This is a genomic window from Micromonospora sp. WMMD998, from assembly GCF_029581235.1.
GTDB lineage: Bacteria > Actinomycetota > Actinomycetes > Mycobacteriales > Micromonosporaceae > Micromonospora.
Genome location: NZ_CP120740.1, coordinates 1,588,302 through 1,611,166, shown reverse-complemented (window position 1 = coordinate 1,611,166; position 22,865 = coordinate 1,588,302). Strand labels below are relative to the sequence as shown.

23 protein-coding genes, 1 tRNA gene and 1 pseudogene are annotated in these 22,865 nt (G+C 74.2%); 12 read left to right on the top strand and 13 right to left on the bottom strand.

Annotated features, from left to right (window positions below; genetic code table 11):
• The first annotated feature begins 40 nt into the window (after window positions 1-40).
• From O7619_RS07730 to O7619_RS07720, 3 genes are all read left to right on the top strand, one after another.
• Window positions 41-1,738: a phospholipid carrier-dependent glycosyltransferase gene (locus O7619_RS07730; RefSeq protein WP_282286635.1), complete on the top strand. Its 1,698-nt coding sequence runs from the start codon at window positions 41-43 to the stop codon at window positions 1,736-1,738.
• A gap of 306 nt (window positions 1,739-2,044) precedes the next feature.
• On the top strand, window positions 2,045-3,334 hold the full coding sequence (locus O7619_RS07725; RefSeq protein ID WP_282286633.1) for a VWA domain-containing protein: 1,290 nt from the start codon (window positions 2,045-2,047) through the stop codon (window positions 3,332-3,334).
• A gap of 2 nt (window positions 3,335-3,336) precedes the next feature.
• A complete protein-coding gene (locus O7619_RS07720) occupies window positions 3,337-4,104 on the top strand; it encodes a peptidase (RefSeq protein ID WP_282286632.1) in 768 nt (255 codons plus the stop codon).
• 51 nt (window positions 4,105-4,155) lie between these two features.
• On the opposite strand, the gene O7619_RS07715 is transcribed toward O7619_RS07720, so the two are convergent.
• Window positions 4,156-4,425, bottom strand: a complete 270-nt coding sequence (locus O7619_RS07715; RefSeq protein ID WP_282286630.1) for a hypothetical protein — start codon at window positions 4,423-4,425, stop codon at window positions 4,156-4,158.
• A gap of 117 nt (window positions 4,426-4,542) precedes the next feature.
• Between O7619_RS07715 and O7619_RS07710 the strand changes: the two genes are divergently transcribed.
• The 4 genes from O7619_RS07710 (at window position 4,543) to O7619_RS07695 (ending at window position 8,349) form a co-directional block, all read left to right on the top strand.
• Window positions 4,543-5,199 (top strand): 4'-phosphopantetheinyl transferase superfamily protein, encoded by a 657-nt coding sequence (locus tag O7619_RS07710; protein WP_282286629.1) that lies wholly within the window; start codon window positions 4,543-4,545, stop codon window positions 5,197-5,199.
• Window positions 5,200-5,367: 168 nt separating this feature from the next.
• On the top strand, window positions 5,368-6,678 hold the full coding sequence (locus O7619_RS07705; protein ID WP_282286628.1) for a hypothetical protein: 1,311 nt from the start codon (window positions 5,368-5,370) through the stop codon (window positions 6,676-6,678).
• A 429-nt stretch (window positions 6,679-7,107) separates the two neighbouring features.
• Window positions 7,108-7,836 (top strand): G5 domain-containing protein, encoded by a 729-nt coding sequence (locus O7619_RS07700; RefSeq protein WP_282286627.1) that lies wholly within the window; start codon window positions 7,108-7,110, stop codon window positions 7,834-7,836.
• Window positions 7,837-7,884: 48 nt separating this feature from the next.
• Window positions 7,885-8,349, top strand: coding sequence for a DUF1579 family protein (locus O7619_RS07695; protein ID WP_282286626.1), 465 nt, complete (start codon window positions 7,885-7,887; stop codon window positions 8,347-8,349).
• Here O7619_RS07695 and O7619_RS07690 read toward each other — a convergent pair.
• The 7 genes from O7619_RS07690 to O7619_RS07660 form a co-directional block, all read right to left on the bottom strand.
• Window positions 8,327-9,235 carry an alpha/beta hydrolase gene (locus tag O7619_RS07690; RefSeq protein WP_282286625.1) on the bottom strand — a complete coding sequence of 303 codons (909 nt, stop codon included), beginning with the start codon at window positions 9,233-9,235 and terminating at the stop codon, window positions 8,327-8,329. The genes O7619_RS07695 and O7619_RS07690 overlap by 23 nt on opposite strands.
• Window positions 9,236-9,356: 121 nt before the next feature.
• Window positions 9,357-9,430 (bottom strand) — tRNA-Ala (locus O7619_RS07685).
• Window positions 9,431-9,638: 208 nt separating this feature from the next.
• On the bottom strand, window positions 9,639-10,421 hold the full coding sequence (locus tag O7619_RS07680) for a hypothetical protein (protein WP_282286624.1): 783 nt from the start codon (window positions 10,419-10,421) through the stop codon (window positions 9,639-9,641).
• A gap of 179 nt (window positions 10,422-10,600) precedes the next feature.
• Window positions 10,601-11,209 carry a GNAT family protein gene (locus O7619_RS07675; RefSeq protein WP_282286623.1) on the bottom strand — a complete coding sequence of 203 codons (609 nt, stop codon included), beginning with the start codon at window positions 11,207-11,209 and terminating at the stop codon, window positions 10,601-10,603.
• A 142-nt stretch (window positions 11,210-11,351) separates the two neighbouring features.
• On the bottom strand, window positions 11,352-12,665 hold the full coding sequence (glp, locus tag O7619_RS07670) for a gephyrin-like molybdotransferase Glp (protein WP_282286621.1): 1,314 nt from the start codon (window positions 12,663-12,665) through the stop codon (window positions 11,352-11,354).
• Complete coding sequence (locus O7619_RS07665) at window positions 12,662-13,651, bottom strand: UTP--glucose-1-phosphate uridylyltransferase (RefSeq protein WP_282286619.1); 990 nt, start codon at window positions 13,649-13,651, stop codon at window positions 12,662-12,664. Before O7619_RS07665 ends, glp begins: the two co-directional genes overlap by 4 nt.
• A gap of 9 nt (window positions 13,652-13,660) precedes the next feature.
• Entirely contained in the window at window positions 13,661-15,853 is a 2,193-nt protein-coding gene (locus O7619_RS07660) for a diguanylate cyclase (RefSeq protein ID WP_282286617.1), read from the bottom strand.
• An 83-nt stretch (window positions 15,854-15,936) separates the two neighbouring features.
• Between O7619_RS07660 and O7619_RS07655 the strand changes: the two genes are divergently transcribed.
• Window positions 15,937-16,584 carry a 5-formyltetrahydrofolate cyclo-ligase gene (locus O7619_RS07655; protein ID WP_282286615.1) on the top strand — a complete coding sequence of 216 codons (648 nt, stop codon included), beginning with the start codon at window positions 15,937-15,939 and terminating at the stop codon, window positions 16,582-16,584.
• Window positions 16,581-16,787 (top strand): annotated as a pseudogene (locus O7619_RS07650) (FmdB family zinc ribbon protein); the annotation flags it as partial. The gene O7619_RS07655 and the pseudogene O7619_RS07650, both read left to right, overlap by 4 nt.
• A 14-nt stretch (window positions 16,788-16,801) precedes the next feature.
• On the opposite strand, the gene O7619_RS07645 reads toward O7619_RS07650, so the two are convergent.
• Window positions 16,802-17,017 carry a hypothetical protein gene (locus tag O7619_RS07645; RefSeq protein ID WP_282286613.1) on the bottom strand — a complete coding sequence of 72 codons (216 nt, stop codon included), beginning with the start codon at window positions 17,015-17,017 and terminating at the stop codon, window positions 16,802-16,804.
• 569 nt (window positions 17,018-17,586) lie between these two features.
• Between O7619_RS07645 and O7619_RS07640 the strand changes: the two genes are divergently transcribed.
• Window positions 17,587-18,063, top strand: coding sequence for a flagellar biosynthesis protein FlgA (locus tag O7619_RS07640; protein WP_282286611.1), 477 nt, complete (start codon window positions 17,587-17,589; stop codon window positions 18,061-18,063).
• Window positions 18,064-18,301: 238 nt separating this feature from the next.
• Here O7619_RS07640 and O7619_RS07635 read toward each other — a convergent pair whose 3' ends face one another.
• Window positions 18,302-18,478, bottom strand: a complete 177-nt coding sequence (locus tag O7619_RS07635; protein ID WP_282286609.1) for a hypothetical protein — start codon at window positions 18,476-18,478, stop codon at window positions 18,302-18,304.
• Between the two features lie 598 nt (window positions 18,479-19,076).
• Between O7619_RS07635 and O7619_RS07630 the strand changes: the two genes are divergently transcribed.
• Window positions 19,077-19,571, top strand: a complete 495-nt coding sequence (locus O7619_RS07630) for a hypothetical protein (RefSeq protein ID WP_282288715.1) — start codon at window positions 19,077-19,079, stop codon at window positions 19,569-19,571.
• 196 nt (window positions 19,572-19,767) lie between these two features.
• Here O7619_RS07630 and O7619_RS07625 read toward each other — a convergent pair whose 3' ends face one another.
• On the bottom strand, window positions 19,768-20,250 hold the full coding sequence (locus tag O7619_RS07625) for a DUF2231 domain-containing protein (protein ID WP_282286607.1): 483 nt from the start codon (window positions 20,248-20,250) through the stop codon (window positions 19,768-19,770).
• 150 nt (window positions 20,251-20,400) lie between these two features.
• Between O7619_RS07625 and O7619_RS07620 the strand changes: the two genes are divergently transcribed.
• Window positions 20,401-21,252, top strand: coding sequence for an oxygenase MpaB family protein (locus O7619_RS07620; protein ID WP_282286606.1), 852 nt, complete (start codon window positions 20,401-20,403; stop codon window positions 21,250-21,252).
• Between the two features lie 7 nt (window positions 21,253-21,259).
• On the opposite strand, the gene O7619_RS07615 is transcribed toward O7619_RS07620, so the two are convergent.
• Both O7619_RS07615 and O7619_RS07610 read right to left on the bottom strand, forming a co-directional pair.
• On the bottom strand, window positions 21,260-22,093 hold the full coding sequence (locus O7619_RS07615) for a PD-(D/E)XK nuclease family protein (RefSeq protein ID WP_282288714.1): 834 nt from the start codon (window positions 22,091-22,093) through the stop codon (window positions 21,260-21,262).
• 134 nt (window positions 22,094-22,227) lie between these two features.
• On the bottom strand, window positions 22,228-22,839 hold the full coding sequence (locus tag O7619_RS07610; RefSeq protein WP_282286605.1) for a MarC family protein: 612 nt from the start codon (window positions 22,837-22,839) through the stop codon (window positions 22,228-22,230).
• Between the last annotated feature and the right edge of the window lie 26 nt (window positions 22,840-22,865).

The following is a 22,865-nucleotide window of genomic DNA, read 5'->3' as shown; positions in this document are numbered from 1 at the left end:
ACTGACGCCACCGGGCACTCTGGCAGCCTACGATCGCCGGGTGACGAGTGCGTCGACAGCACAGGAGCCCTCCCCCACCACCGACCGGGCCGTCGGCTCGCCGGGCGACGACGGCGGCGGGGGTGGCGGGGGTGGCGGAGGCGGCATCCCGGCCGCGATCCGGCGCCGGCTCGCCACCGTCGACGGCCATCTCGGGCAGGGGCAGGCGTGGCTGGCCACCGCCGTGGTGGTGGCCATCGCCGCGATCCTGCGCTTCGTCGGGCTCAGCCAACCGCCCGGCAAGATCTTCGACGAGACCTACTACGCCAAGGACGCCTACGGGCTGATCGACCGCGGCGTCGAGTGGAACTACAAGGACAACGGCCCGTCGTACGTGGTCCACCCGCCGCTGGGCAAGTGGCTGATCGGGATCGGCGAGTGGGCGTTCGGCTACCAGGACGCCGACAGCAACGTCTCGGTGCCGGGGCACCTGACCACCACCGCGCCGGAGTTCGGCTGGCGCTTCGCCGCGGCGGTCTGCGGCACGCTGTCGGTGCTGCTGCTGGTGCGCATCGGCCGGCGGATGTTCCGGTCCACCACGCTCGGTTGCGCGGCCGGTCTGCTGCTCGCGTTGGACGGCTTCCACCTGGTGCTGTCCCGCACGGCGATCCTCGACATCTTCGTGCTGCTGTTCGTGCTGGCCGCGTTCGGCGCGCTGGTGCTCGACCGGGACGCCCGGCGGCGACGCTGGGCCCGGGCGTTGGCGGACGGGCTCGATCCGACGGTGCCCGGGCGGGCCGGCCGGCCGCCGTCGGGCTGGCGGAACTGGCCGTGGTGGCGGCTGGCCGCCGGGGTGCTGCTCGGGTGCGCCTGCGCGGTGAAGTGGAACGGGCTCTACTTCCTGCCGGCGTTCGCGCTGCTGGTGCTGTTCTGGGAGGTCGGGGTCCGCCGCTCGGCCGGGGTCCGCCGGCCCTGGCGCGACGCCGTGCTCGACGAACTCCCCTGGCTGCTGGTGGCCGGCGTGCTGATGCTGGTCACCTACGTGGCCACCTGGTCGGGCTGGCTGCTCAGCGACGAGGGTTACTACCGCCTGGCCAGCCGGTATCCGAACGTGTCGGGGATGAGCGACACGCCGTTCATCGGCCCGCTGATCAACCTGTGGGAATACCACAAGGCCGCGTACGGATTCCACGCCCAGCTCGACGATCCGCACAAGTACCAGTCCTGGCCGTGGCAGTGGCTGCTGCTGGGCCGGCCGGTGGCGTTCCACTGGTCCGGCACCGGCGACTGCGGCGCGTCGAGCTGCGCCTCCGAGGTGCTGCTGCTGGGCACCCCGCTGCTCTGGTGGTCGTTCCTGCCGGCGCTGGCCGCGACCGCCTGGCTGGGCCTGGCCCGGCGGGACTGGCGGGCCGGAGCGATCCTGCTGACCGTGGCCGCCGGCCTGCTGCCCTGGTTCTGGCTCGCCTTCGACGGCCGGACGATGTTCTCCTTCTACGCCGCGCCGGCGGTGCCGTTCATGGTGCTCGCGGTGGTCTACGTGCTCGGCGCGATCGTCACCCCCGCGCCGGTCACCGGGACGGCCGCGCCGCCGAGCGCCGAGCAGGTGAATGACCGCAGGCTGGTCGGCGGCATCATCGCGGGCGCGTACGTGCTGCTGGTGGCGCTCTGTTTCGCGTACTTCTATCCGATCTTCGTGGGCACGGTCATGCAGTATGCGGACTGGTCGGCCCGGATGTGGCTGGACGGCCGCTGGATCTGAGCGCGGGCGGACGCGCGACGGCCCGGTGGGAGACATCCCACCGGGCCGTCGTCATGGCTCGTGATCACTTCGCCGGCCGACGGAGCGGACCGGGACAAAGAAACGCGCGCCCCGATCGCCTGCCACGGGGGAAGCGGGCGATTGGGGCGCGCAAGACAGAGCTTAACCACACTGCGCCGGGCGCACAACGGGTGCAGCAAAGTCAGATTTCCGACCGATACCACCCCCGAATGGTTGACGTCGAGCAGTTAACGGTCGGGCCCACCCGAATGATCTTCCAAAGTGGATCTCACTACACTTCGCCCGGTGATCAACAAGAGACGATCGACGGCCGTCCTGTTCGGACTGCTGGCGGCGACCGCGCTGATCGGTCCGAGCCCCGCCGGGGCCGACGACGAGACCACCGAACCCGCCGCCGAACCCCCCAAGGTCGAGCTGGTCCTGGACGTCAGCGGCTCGATGCGGGCCCGCGACATCGACGGACGCAGCCGGATCTCGGTGGCGCAGCAGGCGTTCAACGAGGTGGTCGACGGCCTGCCGGACGAGACACAGCTCGGCATCCGGGTGCTCGGCGCCACCTACCGCGGCAAGGACAAGAAACAGGGCTGCCGGGACACCCAGCAGATCGTGCCGGTCGGCCCGGTGGACCGCACCCGGGCCAAGGCCGCCGTCGCCGGGCTCCGCCCCACCGGTTTCACCCCGGTCGGGCTGGCGCTGCGCTCCGCCGCGCAGGACCTGGGCACCGGCAGCACCACCCGCCGGATCGTGCTGATCACCGACGGCGAGGACACGTGCGCCCCGCCCGATCCGTGCGAGGTGGCCCGCGAGCTGGCCGCCCAGGGCACCCGGCTGGTGGTCGACACGCTCGGCCTCGCCCCGGACGAGAAGGTACGCCGGCAGTTGCTCTGCATCGCCGGGGCCACCGGCGGCACCTACACCGCGGCACAGAGCGCCGAGGAGCTGACCGGCCGGATCAAGCAGCTCGTCGACCGCGCCCGGGACACGTACACGGCCGCCCCGGCGGTGGTCGGCGGCGCGGCGGACTGCGCGGGCGCGCCGCTGCTCGCCGCCGGCGTCTACACCGACCGGGAGGCGTTCTCCGAGCACCGTTGGTACCGGGTGCCGGTGCGCCCGGGGCAGGAACTGCGCGCCTCGGTGAGCATCGCGCTGGACCGGCCGGTCAACCCGGACTACGGGGTGCTGCTGCGCGCGACCGCGCCGGACGGCCGGGAACTGGTCCGCGGCGTCGACGCCGGCAGCGGGCGTACCGACGTGGTCTCGGCCGGGCTGCGCTGGTCGGCCGCCGAGGAGGAGGACGCGGCGAGCCCGGAACCGACCCCGAGCGGGACGCGGGCCGCCCGGACCGTGTGCCTGGTGGTCAGCAACTCGTTCGCGGCCCGCTCCGGTACCCGGGCCGAACCGGGCATGCCGGTGGAGCTGACCGTGGACGTGGTCGCCGCCTCCCCCGCCCCGGACGGGCCGGACCTCGGCCGCGGCTGGGCGCTGCTGCTCCTGCTCACCCTGGCCGGCCTCGTCACCGGGCTGGTCGCCGGGCTGCTCACCCGCTGGTGGGTCGCCACCTGGAGGGAGAACTGAGGATGCGTACCCTGATCGGCGCCGCGACGGCCGCCCTCGCCCTCGCGCTCGCCCCGGCCGCGGCTCTGGCCGCGCCGAGCCCCTCGCCGGGCGCGACCACCGTGACCAAGGCCGGCACCTCGTTCCTCACCGCCACGACCATCGACGCCGGCCAGCCGGTACGGGTCGGCGCCTCGACCGGCGACCACCTGTACTGGTCGTTCCGGGCCGACGCCGGGCAGGTGCACCGACTCGACGTGACGGTCACCTTCCCGAAGCCGCGCAGCGGCGCGTCCACCTGGACGGTCGACGTCTTCGACGGGCTGCGCCGCCGGCAGGCGTGCACGGCCGGGGCGCAGACCCCCACCGTGGACGCGGCGGCGACCGGCGTGACGCTCGGATGCACGCTGCGCCGGGTGCGGCCGTGGGCCGAACCGTGGTCGGGCGACCCGCTGCCGGGCACCTACTACGTCCGGCTCTCCGTCACCGAGCTGCCCGAACCCGACCTGGGCCTGCCGATCGAGGTGGACCTGCTGGTCGGTGCCGACGACTCCGGCGGCGCCTCCGGCGACGACGGTGAGCTGGCGGCGCCGCTGGTGCCGAACACCCGGGCCGGGACCGTGCTGGCGGCCGAGCCGACGCCCGAACCGGTCGCCGAGGAGGAGACGGACCTGACCGGTTGGCTCCCCGAGGCCGGCTCGCGCTGGGTGTGGACGAGCGTCGGTGGCGTGTTGGCCGCCGTGGCCGGCGTGGTCGGCTTCGCCCTCACCCGGCGGCCCCGCCGCCGGTGAGACCGCGACCGGTGGCCGCCGGGAACCCGACGCGGCGGCCACCGGAAGCGCTCAGACGGTACGCGGGCGGCGCGGCACCCAGCCGATGAACCGGTCCTGCAACGCGGTGACCGGCGCGCTCCGCAGGTCCTGCGTGGCGGCGGCCAGGCAGGACCCGAGATAGACGCTCAACGATGCTCGGTCGACCTGGTACTCGATCAGCAGGTCCTGGCGTTTCGTGGCACAGGGCCAGTCGTCGCCGCACGAGCCACAGGTCCAGTCGGGCGTCACCGGCACATGCTCGGCGGACCTTGGTTCCGACGCCTCCACACCGGGGGTCATCGGCCACTCCTTCCATCGATGTCGACGCTGCCACCCCCCGCAACGCTCCTTCAGCGCCCCATCGCGCTCCGCCGTTACGGTACGGTCACCGCGTGTTCCCGTCACCCACCGACGCTCGTGCGTGACCTGTTGCCGCCCGCCGTCGCCGTCGCGGTGGCCGGCCCGGCCGACTGGTCCGGCGCGCTGCTGCCGGTCGAGCGCGCCGCGCTCGGCGACCGGGCGGTGCCCAGCCGCCGCCGCGACTTCACCGCCGGCCGGGTGTGCGCGCGCCGGGCACTCGCCGCGCTCGGCCTGCCGGCCACGCCGGTGCCCGCCGGCACCGACCGGGCCCCGATCTGGCCGCCCGGCGTCGTCGGGACGATCACCCACACCGCGGGCTACTGCGCCGCCGCCGCCGCGCACGCCAGCGACCTGCGCGCGGTCGGCATCGACGCCGAGCGGCGTCGACCCCTCACCCCGGGGGTACGCCGAAAGGTGTGCCGCCCCGACGAGGAGGCGGACCTGGCCCGGCTGCCGTCCGGACCGCCCTGGCCGACGGTGCTGTTCAGCGTCAAGGAGACCGTCTACAAGGTCTGGTACCCGCTCGTCGGCACCTGGCTGGGCTTCCCCGACGCCCGGGTCACGCTCGACCCCGACGCGGGGACGTTCCACGCCGAGATCGCGCCGACCCGGCTCGCCGACGCGCCGGTGTCCGATCCTCCGTCATCGATGTCCGGACGGTTCGCGGTGGACGACGATCTGGTCCGTACCGCCGCCGTTCTGACACGCCGGTGAGGGCCGGACGGCTTTGTCGCCGCCTGCTTGTACCGTCGTTCCGACTGAAAATCCCGAAGGTGCCCAAGGAGTACGGTGAGCCACCCTCAGCCTCCGTCCGGGTCACAGGACCCGAACCAGCCGCAGGAACCGCCGACAGAGGCGTTCCCCACCGCGCCGATGCCGCCGGTGTCCGGCAGTCCCTGGGCGCCCCCCGCCCCCGACGCGCCGCAGGCACCCACCTCGGGCGCTCCCCCGACGCCCACCTCCGGCGCGCCACAGGCACCGGTCTCCGGCGCGCCACAGCCGCCGACCTCGGGCGCGCCGCAGGCACCGGTCTCGGGGGCGCCACAGCCGCCGGTCTCCGGCACGCCCTACCCGTCGCGGCCTGAGCCGTTCCCGGCCCCGCCGACCGAGGCGTTCCCGCCGGCACCGCCGACCGAGGCGTTCCCGTCAGCGCCGTCGACGCAGCCGTTCCCACCGGCACCGTCGACGCAGCCGTTCCCGCCCGCACCGTCGACGCAGGCGTTCCCGCCGGCACCGTCGACCGAGGCGTTCCCGACCGCGCCCTCGACACAGGCATTCCCGCCCGCGCCGCCGACGTCCGGCGCGCCGTATCCGCCCCCGGGTGGCGGATACCCGCAGGCAGCCGGCGGCTATCCGCCGGCAGGTGGCGGTTATCCGCCGCCGGGTGGCGCGTACCCGCCGCCGGGGGATTACCCGCCGCCGGGTGGCGCGCAGCCGGGCGGCGCACAGCCGCCCTATCCGCCCGTCTCGGGCGCGCCGTACCCGCCACCGCCCGGGCAGTACCCGCCGGGTGAGGCGTACCCGACCGGGCCGTACCCGCCCCCGCCGGGGCAGCCGTTCGGGCCGCCGGCCAAGAAGTCCAACAAGAACGTCTGGATCACGATCGGCATCGTGGCGGTGGTCCTGCTGCTGCTCTGTTGCGGCGGGGGCATCTTCGCCATCTACAGCGGGGCGAAGAAGACCCAGGAGGCGATCGACGATCTGCCCACCCCGGGCATCACCTACAGCAACCCGGTCGACGACCCGCCGACCGGCGACCCGACAGCCACCCCGGAGCCGGGCAAGACCGACGACCAGACGTTCAACATGCCGGCCGGCGACAAGTTGATCATCAACGACGACGAGGGCACCCTCGAAATCACGGTCGGCAACTTCCGGACCAAGGACGCCGCCTGCCGGGAGTACATGCCCGGCCCGAAGAACGGCACGTTCCTGATCGCCGACGTGACCGCCGAGGTCACCAAGGGCACCGGGTCGATCAACCCGTTCTTCTTCACGTGGCGGGCCGCGGACGGCACCGAGGAGAACGGCATCGGCGGCGCGTTCTCCGGTTGCGGCAAGCTGATGACCTCGGGCAACAACCTGCCGGTCGGCTCCAAGCGCAGCGGCCAGCTCATTTTCGACGTGAAGGACAAGAACGGCGTCGTCGAGTACGAGCACCACCTGCGTACCGCCGGGTCCTGGAAGCCCTGACACCCGCGCGACCCCGCACCGCGGGGGCCGGTCCCGCCCGGGACCGGCCCCCGCGGCCGTTCCGGCGGTCCCACCCAGCCGTTCGGCCACTTCCCTGTGCGCGTACCGGCCGCCGGCCGCCAGGGTCGAACGATGACGAACGAGACCACCATCCCGCTGCTGCCCTGCCGGTCCCCGGACGACCGAACCGGTGTCGATCATTGACCGGAACCCGCCACCCGATCGGCCGACCGATCGGCCTGGCCAGCGCCGGACAGCCGGCCGGACCGGGGTCGGCGACCGGTCTTCCCGGTCCGGCCGGGGGCAGTCGAGGGCTCGCCGGTCGGTCCGTTTTCCGCGACCTTCGGCATGACCGACCGTCGGAGCGTCGACACGGAGCGCACCGGTTGACCGCTGGAAATCGTTGTGGACGCAAGCAGACTGAGCTGCGTGACGCATCCATCACCGCAGAACCCGGCAACTGTCCCGTTCGGCCCCGGCCCGGCACACCCCACGCCGAAACGGTCCCGCTGGCGTCGGCTCTCCGGCGGCGCGCAGATCGCGGCCGTCTCGGCAGGTCTGCTGCTGCTCGGCGGCTGCGGCGGAGTGGCGAACGGCGCGAGCGCCGACGCTCCGGCGCAACCGGACAGGACAGACACCGCACCGGCCACGCCCGCGACGGCGGGTGTCGACGCCACGGCACCGGCGATCGTGGATCTGGCGACCTCCGCCCCGTCGCCGACCGAGGCGAGCCCGGCCGCGTCGCCCCTGGTCCGGATCACGACCGTCACCTCGACCGCGAAGATCGCCTACTCCACCCGGACGGTGAAGGACGCCACGCTGTCCCGGGGGACGAAGAAGGTACGCACTCGCGGCGTCGCCGGTGTCCGCACCCTGACCTACCAGGTGACGGTCACCGACGGGGTGCAGACCGGCAAGAAGCTGGTCCGTTCGGTGGTGACCAGGAAGCCGGTCACACAGGTGGTCGCCGTGGGCACCAAGCAGACGCGCAGTTGCGACCCGAACTACAGCGGAGCCTGCGTGCCGATCGCGAGCGACGTGGACTGCGCCGGCGGCAGCGGCAACGGTCCCGCGTACGTCACCGGCCCGGTCCGTGTCGTCGGCAGCGACATCTACGACCTGGACCGGGACGGCGACGGTGTCGGCTGTGACGACTGACGTCGCATGTGGACGGTCGGGTGGCACCCGTGCACCTATGCTGGGCCGGTGATTCTCGCTGACGCCATCGGTGCCTGGGCCGGCACCAACGGCTTCCGGATGCTGCCCGCCGACCCGTTCGCCGAGTCGCCGGCCACGATGACCGTCGCGACCGCCGCGGGCGGTCACCTGACCACCGTCTCCTATTCCTGGGCGCACCCGGACGACGGCCCGCAGGACGGCCTGCTGGTGCTCGGGGTCGGGGAGCAGCCGGGTTCGCTTGTCGCCTGGTGGGGTGACTCGTGGCACCAGCAGCCGGGGCCGATGACGCTCACCGGTGACGCGGGCCCGGGTGCCACGGTCACGCTCGCCGCCCAGTACGCCGGCGGGTGGGGGTGGCGGGTCACCCTCGACGGCACCGACCCGGCGACGCTGCGGCTGCGGATGGAGAACGTGGTCCCGGCGGACCAGGCCGGCCCGGCCGCGCCGTCCGGCCCGTACCCGGTCATGGTCACCGACGTGCGTCGCGCCTGAGCGGCCCGGCGGGCCAGGAGCCGCCGCCGAGGATCTCCCGCAGCCGGTGGGCGAACGCCTCCGGCTGCCCGGCGTAGTCGCCCTCCTCGCCGTGGAAGCCGCCGTGATGGCTCGGGAAGACCGCCGGCCGCCCGCCGAGCACCTCGGCCGTCGCCACCGAGGTACGTCCGGTCAGGGTCTCCGCCGACTCCTCGCCCACCGCGATGACGACCCGGGTACGCGTGACGCGGAGCGCGTCGACGTCCGGCCGGTAGCTGGTGACCGCCGCGGACCGGTCGGAGAGCAGCGGGTCGTCCCGCGAGCCGTCGTCGTCGACCGGCAAGCCGAACGCCGCCGGGTCCGGCGCGGGCTGAGCGAAGTAGTCGTCGGTGAACTCGCCCCGCCAGGACGTCATGGCGATGAACGCCGCCATGCCGGCGCCCCAGCCGTGCTTCTGGTACACCTCCTGGCAGGCGGCGTACGCGCGCGTGGCGGCCTCGGCGTCCGGCAGCAGCGGCAACAGCGGCGGCTCGTGCGCCACGAGCGTGGCCACCGTGCCCGGGTACGCCGCCACCAGCGCGAGCGCGGTCACCGCCCCGCCGCTGCTGGCGAACAGATCGACCGGGCCCGCGTCGAGGGCGTCGACGACGGCGCGTACGTCGTCGGCCTGCACCTCCGGCACGGAGTCCGCCCGGCCGTCGCGGCGCACGCTGCGCCCGAGCCCGCGCGGGTCGTACGTGATGACGGTCCGCTCCGGGAAGTACGAGGCAAGGGTGGTGAAGCCGTCGGCGCACATCGGCTGGCCGATCATGAACAGGGGCCGGTGTGCGCCGGCCGCCGCGCTCGGGGCGTGGACGTCGTAGACGAGGTCGACCTCGGGCAGGTGGAGCGTCTGGGTTGTGGTCATGCTCCTGTCGACAGCCGCCGGGCCGGAAAGTCATCGGTCCGGGTACGGCTCGACTGCCCGCCACCCGTGCACAAGATCGAAAAGGCCGTTTCCCGCCATGGGAAACGGCCTTTGAACTGGGTGGAGCTGAGGGGATTTGAACCCCTGACCCCCTCGATGCGAACGAGGTGCGCTACCGGTCTGCGCCACAGCCCCTCCGCCGGCGAACCAGCGTCGGTCCCACCCGGCTTTTCACCGGGCGGGCCGGCACCAAGGCTAACAGGCCCCACCCCCGCCACGCGAACCGCCCCGCCACGCACCGCCCAGTCCGTCGATCTTGGAGTTGTGGCACCTCCGATAAGCCACCGAAGGGACTAATCCTGGCACCACAACTCCATGATCGACGCAAATGGCCCGGCGGAGGTCACGCGCCCCGGCCGGACTGGTAGGGACGGCCGCGCAGGCCACCGGCACGCCGGTAGGACACCGAGCCGCCGCTCGCGGCCGGCGGCAGGTCCGCCGGGCGGTCCAGGCCCATCGCGGTACGCCGGACCGCCTCCCGCTGGGCGGCCAGCCGGCGCTGCGCCTCCCGCCGGGCCGCGGCCCGCCGGGCCTGTTCGCGGCGCACCTCGGCCTGGCGGGCGGCCAACCAGGCCGACTCGCGGGCGTCCGCGCGCCGCCGCCGGCGCTCGGCCAGGGCCCGCTGCCGCAGGTGTACGACGTATGCGACGAGTAGCGTGCCGGTGACCGAAACGCTGATCCAGAACCCGGGACCGACGAGCACCACGCCGACCAGTTCGACGAAGTTGAGCAGCAGCAACGCGGCGAGCACCCGGCGTCGGCGGTAGACCGCCGGGGTGTGCCGCCGCCGGGGCGGGTGCCGTCGGCGGGACTGCGCGGGGATCGCGGAAACGGGCCGGAGCCGGCCGGAGCGCCGTCGTGCGGGTGGGGCGGAGACCGGCCGGGCAAGACCACCCGTGTCCGAATTTTCACTCAAGGTGACTACGAGGGAGCGCGGGGGGTGCAGCGGTCGCCGTCCGGGCACGGTGCGCCGACGACGCTGGCGTTGGAGCACCCGCGCCGTCGACTGCGCCCGCTCCGCCACCAGCCGCTCGGTGGCGTCGTACCGGCGGACCAGCGCCGGAGCGAGGGCGAGCAGACCGGCGGCGGCGAGGACGGCGAGGAGCACCGACGTCGGCACCCTCACCCCTCCCGTCACCAAGTTCGGGGCGAACGCCGCTCGGCCGCAACTTCTTCCGTCACCGCTCGTTAACGGCGCACATCATGCGGGCGGGCAGCGCTTGCCACAGCTTGCAGTTACTTGAGGTTACGGGCCACGGACCGGGTTCACCGTGCGCCGCGCCGGGCGGTCACCGGCCGAACGGCTCAGCGCCGGTTGTCACGTACGCGGTGCCATCGGGCCAGCAGCCCGCCCTCGGCGGCCACTTCCTCACCTGTCATCGCGTATCCGATGTGGTCCCGCCAGGCGCCGTCGATGTGCATGTACCGCACGTGGTAAGCCTCCTCGCGGAAGCCCAACTTCTCCACCACCCGCCGGGACGGCACGTTCTCCGGCCGGATGTTCACCTCGACCCGGTGCAGCCCACCGGGGCCGAAGGCGTGGTCCACGGCGAGCGCGACAGCGGTCGGGATCACACCCTGACCGGCCACCCGCGAGTCCACCCAGTACCCCACGTACCCGGAGCAGAACGCCCGCCGCACGATGCTGCCCACATTGACGTGGCCGACCAGCCGCTCCTGCCCGTCGGTGCGTAGGCAGACCGCGAACGGCATGCCGTCGCCGGTCCGCGCGGACTTTCGTTGGTCGGCGTGGACCAGGCGGAACGCGGCCGTCGAGTTCGTCTGGTCCCAACCGCCGGGCACATGGGACTCCCACGGGGCGAGCCAGTCCCGGTTCGCGCGCCGGATCGCCGACCACGCCAGCGCGTCGGAGCGCCGGTAGGGGCGCAGCACCACCGGACCGTCCACAAGCACCGCCGGCCACCCCGGCGCCCGCCGAAACCTCACCGAACCGAACCGTTCACGACTGCGGGGCTCCGCTTCGCTGCACTCCTCGCGCTCACCGAGCCCGACACGTTCACGACTGCGGGGCTCCGCTTCGCTGCACTCCTCGCGCTCACCGGCGGCGGTCCAGCAGGAGAACATCCACGGTGGAACCCGCCGCGGCGGTGGTGACCCGCTCGCCGAGCACCAGCAGGCCGTTCGCCTCGGCCAGGCCGGAGAGCGTGTACGGGCCACCGGCCAGCGGCTGCACGGTGTAGCCGCCGCCGCGCCGCTCGGCCACGTGCGCGGGGCGGAACTCGCGCAGCCCCACCGGCGACGACACGGTCTCCAGCAGGTGCGCGCGCACGCTGGGCCGGAACACCGGCTCGGCGCCGGCCAGCAGTTGGATGGCCGGGCGGGCCAGCACCTCGAAGCCGATCAGCGCCGCGCCGGGCTCACCGGGAAGACACACCACCGGCACCTCCTCGGCGCCGACCGTACCGAACCCGAGCGCGGTTCCGGGATAGAGGGCCACCTCGGTGAAGGTGACCGGCCCGGCCCGGCCGCCGTCGCGGCGGGACAGGATCCGGCGGACCATGTCACCCGGGCCGGTGCCGGTGCCGCCGGTGGTGATGATCAGATCGGCCCGCAGCGTCTGGTCCTCCAACAGGCCGCGCAGCGCCTCCGGGTCGTCGTCGCAGATCCCGACCCGGTACGCGAGCGCGCCCGCCTCGGCCGCCGCCGCGGTCAGCGCGTGCGAGTTGGCGTCCACCACCTGACCGGGCTGGCTGCCCCGGCCCACGTCGACGAGTTCGTCGCCGGTGGCCACGATCACCACCCGGGGGCTGGGTCGCACCACCACGTGCCCGATGCCGGTGGCCGCGAACACGGCGACCAGGGCCGGTGAGACGTACGCGCCGGCGCGCGCGAGCAGCGTGCCGGCGACCAGTTCCTCCCCGGCGCGGCGCAGGCCGTAGCCGCGTCGGGGGGCGCGGAAGATCTCCACGGCGGCCATGCCCTGGTCGGTCCACTCCACCGGGACCACCACGTCCGCGCCGAGCGGCAGCGGCGCGCCCGCCGCCACCGAGAAGCAGGCGCCGGGCGTGAGCCGGACCGGTCGCCAGCTCGCCGCGCCCAGGTCACCGACGACGTTGAGCCGGATGCTGCGCCCGCCGGGCATACCGGAGGGGGCCGGGACGTATCCCGGCCCCCGGCTCCCTCCGGAGATGTCCTCCCAGCGCGCGGCGTACCCGTCCACCGCCGCCTGGTCGAAGGCGGGGAACGAGTGCGGGGCGACCACGTCCTCGGCGAGCACGTTGCCGTACGCCTGGGTCAGGTCGAGGTCGAGCGGAGGCAGCGCGCGTAACCTGCGCAGCACGCTGCCCAGGTAGTCGGCGAGCGGCGTCAACCCGTTCGCGGCCGCCTCGGCGTCGGCCGTCGCGGTCATGTATCGGCACCGCCGGACACGTCGCGCAGGCCGTTGAGGACCGCGTCGGTGACGGTCTCGTCGCCCTTGTTGACGAACTCGGCAAGCCACTTGCGGAACTCGGCGCCCAGGTCCTCCCGCTCGGAGGCGATCTGGACCACGGTCTGGAGGTAGCCCAGCGGCATGCCGGTGTCGTAGCGGGTGCCCCGGTAGACGATCGCGTGCACCGGCACCCCCTCGGTGCGCAGCAACTCCATCGCGTCGGTGAGTTGGATCTCGCCGCCGCTGCCCGGCTGGGTGCGCCGGATCGCGTCGAAGATCCGACCCGGGAGCACGTACCGGCCGAGGACGGCCAGGTTGCTCGGCGCGTCCTCCGGTTTGGGCTTCTCCACCATGCCGGTGACCTTGACGACCTCGGCGATGTCGGCGTACTCCGACTCGGCCGGCTCGACCGAGGCGATGCCGTAGCGGCTGGTCTCGGCCGGGTCGACCTCGAAGAACGCGAGCACCACCCCGCCGGTGCGGGCCTGCAACTCCAGCATGGCCGGCAGCAACGGCTCGGACGGCTTGACGAACTCGTCGCCGAGCAGCACCGCGAAGGGCGCGTCGCCGACGTGCGACTCGGCGAACCCGACGGCGTGGCCGAGGCCGAGTTGCTCCGGCTGGCGGCAGGTGTAGATCGCGGCCAGTTCCTCGGTGCGCTTGACCGCGGCCAGCAGATCGGGCTTTGTGGCGAGCCGTTCCTCCAGGTCGGGCCGCCGGTCGAAGTGGTCGACCATCGAGGTCTTGCCCCGCCCGGTGATCAGCAGCACGTCGGTGATGCCGGCCTGGGTGGCCTCCTCGACGATGTACTGAAGGACCGGCCGGTCGACGACCGGCAGCAGCTCCTTGGGGACCGCCTTGGTGGCCGGCAGGAACCGGGTGGCCAGGCCTGCGGCCGGGATGACGGCCTTGACCGCGCGGGAGCGACCAGAGGTCGCTGAGGGGTTCGCTGAGTGCTCCGACATGCCGCGAGACTATCGGCCACGGCTCTGCCGCGGCGGCTGAGGACCGGAAGACGCGCCGCCCGGCACGGTGCCCGCCTGCTCCGCCGTGCCGGCCCGGGGCAGCCCGTCGGGCGGGCTGACCGTGGTGGCGGCCACCGGAATTTCCTGCGTGCGCACCGGATCGGGGGCGGGCGCCGATCGGTAGCCGTCCCGCCCGGCGGCCTTGGCCGCGTAGAGCGCGTCGTCGGCCGCGTCGAGCACCTGCTGGCCGCCGCCGGCATGGTCCGGATAGACGGCGATGCCGATGGAGACCGTCACCGGCACCCGCACCGGCTCGTCGCCGTGCCCGTCGACCGGCACCGGCTGGTCCCGCACCACCGCGCCGATCCGCTCGGCGACGATCGTGGCGCCCCGCGCGTCGGTCTCCGGTAACAGCACCACGAACTCCTCGCCGCCGTGCCGGAACGCCAGATCCACCTCGCGGATCACACCGCGTATCCGGCGGGCGAACTCGACGAGCACGGCGTCCCCGGCGGCGTGCCCCCACGTGTCGTTGACGTCCTTGAACCGGTCCAGGTCGAGGGCGAGCACGCTGAGCATCCGGCCGAACCGGTTCGCCCGCTCCACCTCCCGCCGGATCGACTCGCGCAGGTAGCGGTAGTTCCACAGCCCGGTGAGCGGGTCGGTCAGGGAGAGCCGCTGCGCCTCCTCGTGCACCCGGACGTTCTCCACGGCCACCGCCGCGTGACCGGCGAAGGTCCGCAGCGTGACCAGGTCGTCGTCGTCGAACTCGTGCCCGCCGAGCCGGTCGTAGAGGGCCAGCACGCCGAGCGCCGCGCTGGGCGGGCCGGCGGTGGGGTCGCTGTCGACCGGCGGATGGCCGGGACGCTCCACCCCACGCGGGTCGGCCACGCCGGGCGCGGCGAACGGCACCGCCACGTACGTCTCGCAGGACGGCTCCCCGGTCGGCGCGTCCGGCGACGCCCACCGGCCACGCAGCGGCTCCCCGGTGGCCGCCACCGCCCCCACCACGCCGGCGCCGACCGGCACCCGCAGCGTCGCCGGGTCGGCCGGGTCGTCGGTCGGCCAGCGCCCGGTCAGCCCCTCCACGCACTGGCCGACGAGCACCCCGTGGCCGTCGAGCAGCAACACCGCGCCGGCCCGCGCGCCGGTGGCGGCGATCGCGCTGTCCAGGATCACCCGCAGGATGCGTTGCAGGTCATGCGTGCTCGCGAGCGTGTCGCCGAGCACCGCCAGATGGTTGCGGAGCTGGTCCCGGCTGCTCGTCAACGCCGCCACGTAACTGCCGGTCTCCCGGGTCATCCGGTTGAACGCGCCGGCCAGCCGGCCGATCTCGTCCCGGCTGCGGACCGGCACCCGCGCGGTCAGGTCACCGTGGGCCACCCGGTCCACCGCGCCGGCCAGCTCGACGAGCGGCCGGGTGGTCACCCGGGCCAGCCGCCCGGCCGCCAGCACGGCGAGCAGCGCGGCCAGCGCGACGGCGGCCACGAGCGCGCCGTACAGACCGGGCGGGCGGTCGCCGCGCACCGACAGCACGAGCGGCAGCGGCTGCCCCGGGGACGGCCCGACCCGACGCACGTACCACCCGTTCCCGGTACCGGCCACCCGATCCCCGGCGACCTCGCGGGCGGCGGCCAGCACCGCCGCGCGTACCCCCTGATTTTCGGTCGTGTGGGTGGCCCGCCCGGGGTCGTCGAGGAGGGTGACCTCGACGCCGGTCACGGCCGCGAGCCGCGCCACGAAGGCCCCGTCGACCGGCTGCGCGGCGGCGACCGCGCCGAGGTCGGCGCCGGCGGAGTCGCGGAGCCGGACCTGGACGGCGAGCGCGCCCACCGGGCCGGCCGGGTCGCCGGCGCAGTCCTGCCAGGGGCCGGCCGGGCCGCCGGCGGTGGCGTAGCTGGCCCGGCCGGCGGCGTCAGCGATCCTGACGGCGGCGGCCAGGCCACGGCCGACCACCTGGTCGGCGGCGCGCGACCGGGCGGCCGGGTCCGCGACGAGGGCGACCGCGTCGGCCGCCGCACGCAGTTGCTGGCAGATCGCGTCGACCGAGGTACGCACACCGGCCGCGGCCAGCCCCAGCCGCTCGGTGGCACGGCTGCGGTCGACCGCGCTCAGTGTGGTGCCGACGAAGAACGCGCCGAGCAGAACGGGGCCGAGGACCACCACGAGGAAAGCCGTCGTCAACCGCCCGCGTAGCGTCAAGCTTGCCCCCGGAAGTACCGCACCCCTTGGTGCGATGCTGACACAGAGCGACCGTTAGGCAAGCGTTGCGTCAGGAGTGTTGCGTGCCGGATTTTTCGGATGAGGTGCACGAGGCGAAACGGGACCTGCGCGTCGCGCTGCTCGCCGCCCGCCGGTCGCTGTCCGCGACGCGCCGGGCCGACGCCGCGGCGTCCGTGCAGGCCGAGCTGATTTCCCTGGTACGCCGGATGCGCCCGACCCGGATGACCGCGTATGTGCCGGTCGCCTCCGAGCCGGGCGGGCCCGACCTGCCCGAGATCCTCCGGGCGGCGCTGCCGGCCGACGGCGAGGTGCTGCTACCGGTGCTCCGGGACGACCTCGACCTGGACTGGGCCGCCTACACCGGCCCGGAGTCGCTGCGCGCCGCCGGCCGGGGGCTGCGCGAGCCGACCGGCTCCCCGCAGGGCCGGGCCGTCGTGGCCGGGGCGGACCTGGTGGTGGTGCCGGCGCTGGCGGTGGACCACCGGGGCGTCCGGCTGGGCCGGGGCGGCGGCTCCTACGACCGGGCGCTGGCCCGGGTGCCCGCCACCGTGCCGACGGTGGCGCTCCTGCACGACGGCGAGCTGGTCCCGACCGTTCCCGCCGGCCCGCACGACCGTCCGGTGCGCTGTGTGATCACACCCTCGGGCGGGCTGACGGCGGTGCCGGGTGTGGGACCGGGCGCTTCCGCTGGACGAATCCGGGTGCCATGACGCACCATTGGCACTCGAAGACCACGAGTGCCAGTACGGCTGTGCCAGATCCGGAGGAGAACGTGCCCACGTACCAGTACGCCTGCACCGCGTGCGGCCACCAGCTCGAAGCGGTGCAGTCCTTCTCGGACGCGCCGCTGACCGAGTGCCCGGCGTGTGAGGGGCGGCTGCGCAAGCTCTTCAACTCGGTAGGCATCGTGTTCAAGGGCTCCGGCTTCTACCGCACGGACTCCCGTTCGTCCGGATCCGAGACCGGTGCCGGCGCCGGGGGCAAGACGGGAAAGCCCGAGTCCTCGACTTCCTCCTCATCCTCGTCCGACTCCTCGTCGTCCTCGTCGTCCTCGTCGGGCTCCGGGTCCTCGGGGACCGGGTCGTCGGGCTCGGGTTCGGGGTCCTCAGGTTCGGCGTCCTCGGGCTCAGGCTCGGCGAGCAAGTCGCCGGCGGCGTCCAGCTCCTCCTGACCGCACGCTTTCCGAAGTGGCCGACCCCTCCGGGGCCGGCCACTTTCGCGCTCTCACCCCGCCCCACCCCCTTCCCGCCCCACCCCTCCGTTGATCATGAAGTTAGCGACACGACTCGTCCGTTTTTGTCACGGCCAAATTCGTGATCGCCGGAGACACCCATGGCGTTCCAGTCGTGCCTCAGCCGGCCCGCGAGTGGAGCGTCGTGGGTGTCTCGGGGGGCCGGAGACACCCGTGGCGTTCCAGTCGTGCCCCGTCCGGCCCGCGAGTGGAACGTCGTGGGTGCGTGACGGCACCCAACACCTCCGGCACGGCCACCTCGACGGCGGTGTTGTCGACCGGTCGACCCTGGTCGGGGTGAGTCGGTGGGTCGGGGTGAGTCGGGGGCGGGACCGGGGTGCCTGGACCGAGCCGTTGTCCACCGGACGACGGGTTATCCACAGGGGGGATGCGACGGGCGACGCGGCCGGGCGGGGAGCGCCTAACCTGCTGACGGGATGGCGGGTCGCCGCCTGTGGAGCCGGCGGAGGGGAGGGCAGCGGTGGCGGATGCAGAGGTGACGTTGCGGCCGGTGCGCTGGCGTGTCCCCCGGGGCCGCACGCTGCTGCGGGTGACGCTTGTCGCGGTGCTGCTGGGGCTGGCCGCCGCGGTGCTGCAGACGCCGACCGGCTGCCCGCCCGGGCCACCTCCGGCCGCCTTCCCCGCGCCCGTCGAGCCGCGGCCGGACGGAACCCTGACGCTGCCCGCCGGGGCGGTCGGCGTGCCGATCCGGTTGGCCGAGCCGGCCGCACTCGCGGTGCTACGCCCGGGTGCCCGGGTCGACCTGCTGGTCGTGCCGGCCGGCGGGTCGCGCGATCCCACCCTGCTCGCACCGCGCGCGTTGGTGCTCGACGTGGTGGGGGCCAACGGGGTGGTCGACGGTTCCTCGGCGCTCTATCTGGCGCTCCCACCGGAACAGGCCCGGCGCGCGGTCGGCCTGCCTGAGGGCAGTCGCTTCGCCGTGGTGGTACGCGGCTGACGCCGGCCCTCTCCCCCACGATGACGGCCAGCGGCAGGCGGGCTCCCGCCCTCGCTCCCAGTGCCGGCGAGCGCCCGTCCTCGCTCCCAGCCCCGGTGCGGGCGCCCGTCCTCGCTCCCCAGCGCCGGTGCGGGCGCCCGTCCTCGCTCCCCAGCGCCGGTGCGGGCGCCCGTCCTCGCTCCCCAGCGCCGGTGCGGGCGCTCGTCCTCGCTCCCAACGGCCGGGGGGGCGCTCGTCCTCAGTCCCAGTGCGGCGGGCGCTCGCCGAGCAGCCAGTCGTCGTTGCCGCCGGGGCGCTCACCCCAGCCGCGGTCGGTGTCGTCGGTGGTCTGCTCGGGCAGCACGACGAAGTCTTCGCTGAGGTCGACCACGCGGTCGTCGTCGTCGCGCGGGACCTGGATGCCGGGGTCGGTCACGGGGAGCAACGATACCGCCGCCGGCCGGCCGCCTCGACCCGCCGCGGTCCATGCTCCGGGACGCCGGCTGCGGCGCTGTCTGGTCCGGCAGCAGCGCCGGTCCCACCACGGGACCGACCGCCAGCAGCCGGCAGCCGACCGCTGGCTGCCGACTGCCGACTGCCGACTGCCGACTGCCGACTGCCGACTGCCGACTGCCGACTGCCGACTGCCGACTGCCGGAGAGTGTGCCGCGGGTGAGTCGACGCTCGCCGCGTCGGGCAGCCGACCGGGCGAGCCGTTGGTAGCGTCGGTCGGCGTGACGACGCCGAGCGGTGGCAGCCCCGACGACGAGACCTGGCGACGCCCCGAGCAGCCGGACGGGGCACCTACCGTGGACCGGCCCGATGACAGCCGGCCCACCGCGACGAGCCAGCCCGAGGAGGATGCGCCCACGCCGGAGCCGACGATCGGCGCGGACGCGCCCCCGGCCGACGGCGACCACCGCGAGCGCCACAATCCGGACGGTGCCGCCGGTGAGCAGGTGCCCGATCCGGACACACCCGGCGGGGCCGGCGCGACGAGCGAGGCCGCCAGTCCGTGGTCGCGCGAGGGAGCCATGGAGAGCCCCTGGGCCAGGCCGGACGCGGCGACCCCGGCCGGCGGCTGGACCGCCACCGCCGGCCAATGGCCCGGCCCACCCGGGCACCCCGGTTCACCAGGACACCCCGGTTCACCAGGATACCCCGGTCCACCAGGACACCCCGGCCCACCCTGGCTCCCAGGACCCGGAGGCCCGCCCGGACACCCTGGCCCACCCTGGCCCCCGGGACCCGGAGGCCCACCCGGGCACCCCGGCCCACCCGCACACAACGCCGCGCCGGGACACGCCGACGCATACACCGGGCCGCCGCCGAGCACGCCGCCGCCGCCCGGCTGGCGACCGCCGGTGCATGTGCGGGTGCCACCGCCCCGGCAGCTCCCGGCGCAGGACATGGTCGCCATGGACCGCTCGGAGCAGCGCGCACAGCACCTCACCTACGGCATCGGCGCGGTCGTCGGCGTGGTGCTGGTGCTGCTGACGTGCCTGCTGTGCTCACGGTTGCTGTTCTAAGCCCCCGACCGGAGGCCGGAAAGCCGGAGGCCGGAAAGCCGGAGGCCGGAAAGCCGGAGGCCGGAAAGCCGGAGGCCGGAAAGCCGGAGGCCGGAAAGCCGGAGGCCGGAAAGCCGGAGGCCGGAAAGCCGGAGGCCGGAAAGCCGGAGGCCGGAAAGCCGGAGGCCGGAAAGCCGGAGGCCGGAAAGCCGGTCGCTCAGACGATGCCGTCCCACACCATCTTGGCCCCGCTGTCGCCGGTCAGGTAGACGTAGATCAGCGCGAACACGGCGAGGACGGCCGCCACGACGGTGAGCGCCAGGGGCACCCAGCGGGGCAGGCTCTGGAGACGGGCGAAGCCCTTGGTGCTCACCACCAGCAGCAGCGCCACGACCGCGAGCCCGAACGTGAACCAGAGCAGGGTCTCCCCGTACTCGGAATGCTCGTGGATCTTCGCAAGCCCCTCCGGCGGGTAGCCCCGCGACTCCAGCGCCTCCTCCAGCTCCTCGCCGGACTCGGTCGCCACCCAGGCCAGGATCGGCGTGACCACGGCGAGCCCCACCACCGCCCAGTCCAGCCGGGGCCGCCAGCGGGGAAACGCCCCGAACGCGACGGTGACCAACGCCAACAGTGGCACCAGCACCACCACCGCGTGAATGACCAGGACGTGGCCCGGGAGACCGTTGACTTCCTTGAACACCGACACCTCCGGCGAGTGGACGGATTCGCGCGGCCAGCGTACGCCGAGGCACGTTCGCACATCGACACCCACGCACGGATCGCCTCACCGGTTCACGCCGGCGGCTCCGAGCCGTCCGGGCAGGCACGCCCGGCGTGGCACTCTTGACCGGTGGACACCGACGACCTCGGCCTGTTCGGACCGGGATCGGTCACGTGGAAGGTGCACGAGGAACCGATCCTGATCGTCGCCGGCCTGCGCTCGCTCTACCTGCAGGCGTTGCACCCGCGCGCGATGGCGGGGGTGGCGCAGAACAGCAACTACCGGGCCGACGCCTGGGGGCGGCTGGTCCGCACGGCGACCTACGTGGCGACGACGATCTACGGCACCACCGCCGAGGCGGAGGCGGCCGGGCGGCGGCTGCGCGCGCTGCACGCCCGGCTGCGCGCCACCGACCCGCTCACCGGCGAGGTGTTCCGGGTCGACGAGCCGGACCTGCTGCGCTGGGTGCACGTCACCGAGGTCGAGTCGTTCGTGAGCACCGCCCGGCGGGCCGGGTTGGCGCTTACCGACGACGAGGTGGACGGCTACTACACCGAGCAGCGCCGGGCCGCCACCCTGGTCGGGTTGGACCCGGACGACGTGCCGGGCACCGCCGCCGAGGTCGAGGCGTACTACCGAGGCGTGCGTCCGGAGCTGCGGATGACCCGCGAGGCGGCCGAGACCGCGGTGTTCCTGACCGCGCCGCCGATCCCGTGGAAGCTCAGCCTGCCGGTGAAACTCGGCCTGAGTCTCGGCCCGCCGCGCTGGGCGTACCTGGGGGTCGCCGGCGCCGCGCTGGGGTTGCTGCCGCCGTGGGCGTTGCGGCTCTACGGTGGGCTCGGGCTGCCCACCACGGCGCTGTCGGCCGAGGTGGGTGTGCGGGCCCTGCGGCTGGCCCTGGCGGCGGTGCCGCGGCGCTACCGGGAGGGGCCGTTGCAGCAGGTGGCCAAGGAGCGGGCGGCCCGGCTGGCGGCTGCCTGAGGAGTCGTCAGTCGGCGTCGGCGAAGCGTTCGACCGCCGACCAGGGGTCCTTTCCGGGGGCCTGCGCGCCGGCCGGGCAGGTGTGCCGGTAGTCGCACCAGCCGCAGCGCGGCCCCGGCTCGGTGGGGAACGCCTCGTCGGGATCGGTGCCGTCGGCCACCGCCCGCTCGGCGGCCATGATGTCGCGGGCGGTGTCCTCCGCGCGGGTGAGCTGCCGGTGCAGCGACTCCGGGGTGTGCTCGTGCGCGGCGACCGTGCCGCTGGGCAGGTGGTGCAGCTCTACCCGGCGGCACGGCCGCCGGAACACCCGCTCCGCCGCGTATGCGTAGAGCGCGAGCGCCTGCGAGCCGCGCGCGTCGTCGGTGTCGAGCCCGGTGCGGCCGGTCTTGTAGTCGACGATGACCAGCTCGGGGCGGCCGTCCGGGCCGGGGCGGGAGTCGATCCGGTCGGTGCGGCCGTTGAAGGCCAGCACGGCGGTCTTCACGGCGACCACCCGCTCCACGCCGATCGGCTCGTCGGCCGGGTCGAGCCCCGCCACGTAGGACTCCAGCCAGGCCAGCGCCCGCCGGAAGGCGTCGCGCTCCTGCTCGTCGTCGCGGTAGCCCTCGCGGACCCAGGTGCCCTTGAGCAGCGCGGCGAGCCCCTCGGGGCGGCGACGGTCGGGGGCCAGCGCATACCAGTTCTTGAGCGCGGTGTGGACGCTGGCGCCGAGCGAGTTGTGCGCCCACGGCGGCCCCTTCGGCGGGGCGGGGCGGTCCACGTACGTGTAGCGGTAGCGCCGGGGGCAGTCGGTGTAGGCGCCGAGCTTGCTGGGTGTGCAGACGAAGAGCCGCTCCGGCATGCCCTCGAAGCCGAGCTGCTCGGCCTGCTCGGCGCGGGGTCGGGGCGCACGGCCACCGGTGGGTCGTCCGGTCGGTGAGGGTCGTCGCACGCCTGAGATCCTGCCACCCCGCTACGACATCGGGCGCGAGGGACTCAGGCGTTCAGGTATTCGGTCACGAACGCGGCGATCGCATCCGCGATGAGCTGCACCGCGATGGCGGCGAGCAGCAGGCCGGCGATCCGGGTCAGCACCTCGATGCCGCCCGGGCGGAGCACCTTGACGATTCCGCCGGAGAAGCGCAGCACCACCCAGACGGCGACCATCACGGCGACGATGGCGAGCGCGATGGCCGCGTAGTCGGTGACGGAGCCGGCCTGCTGCACGAACAGCATGGTGGCCACGATGGCGCCCGGTCCGGCCAGCAGCGGGGTGCCCAGCGGCACCAGCGCGATGTTGGAGGTGACCTGCTGGCTCGGGTCGTCCGCCTTGCCGGTCAGCAGTTCCAGCGCGACGAGCACCAGCAGCAGGCCGCCGGCGGCCTGGAGGGCGGGCAGGTCGACGTGCAGGTAGGCCAGGATCGTCTGCCCCGCCACCGCGAAGATCACGATGACCCCGAGCGCCAGCGCCACGGCCTGCCAGGCGGCCCGGTTCCGGTCGCGGGCGGGCAACGGCCCGGTGAGCGCGAGGAAGATGGGCATCATTCCGGGCGGGTCGACGATCACCAGCAGGGTCACGAAGACCTCGCCGAAGAGCTTGAGATCCACGCGGACACGGTAGCCGCGCCGCCGGC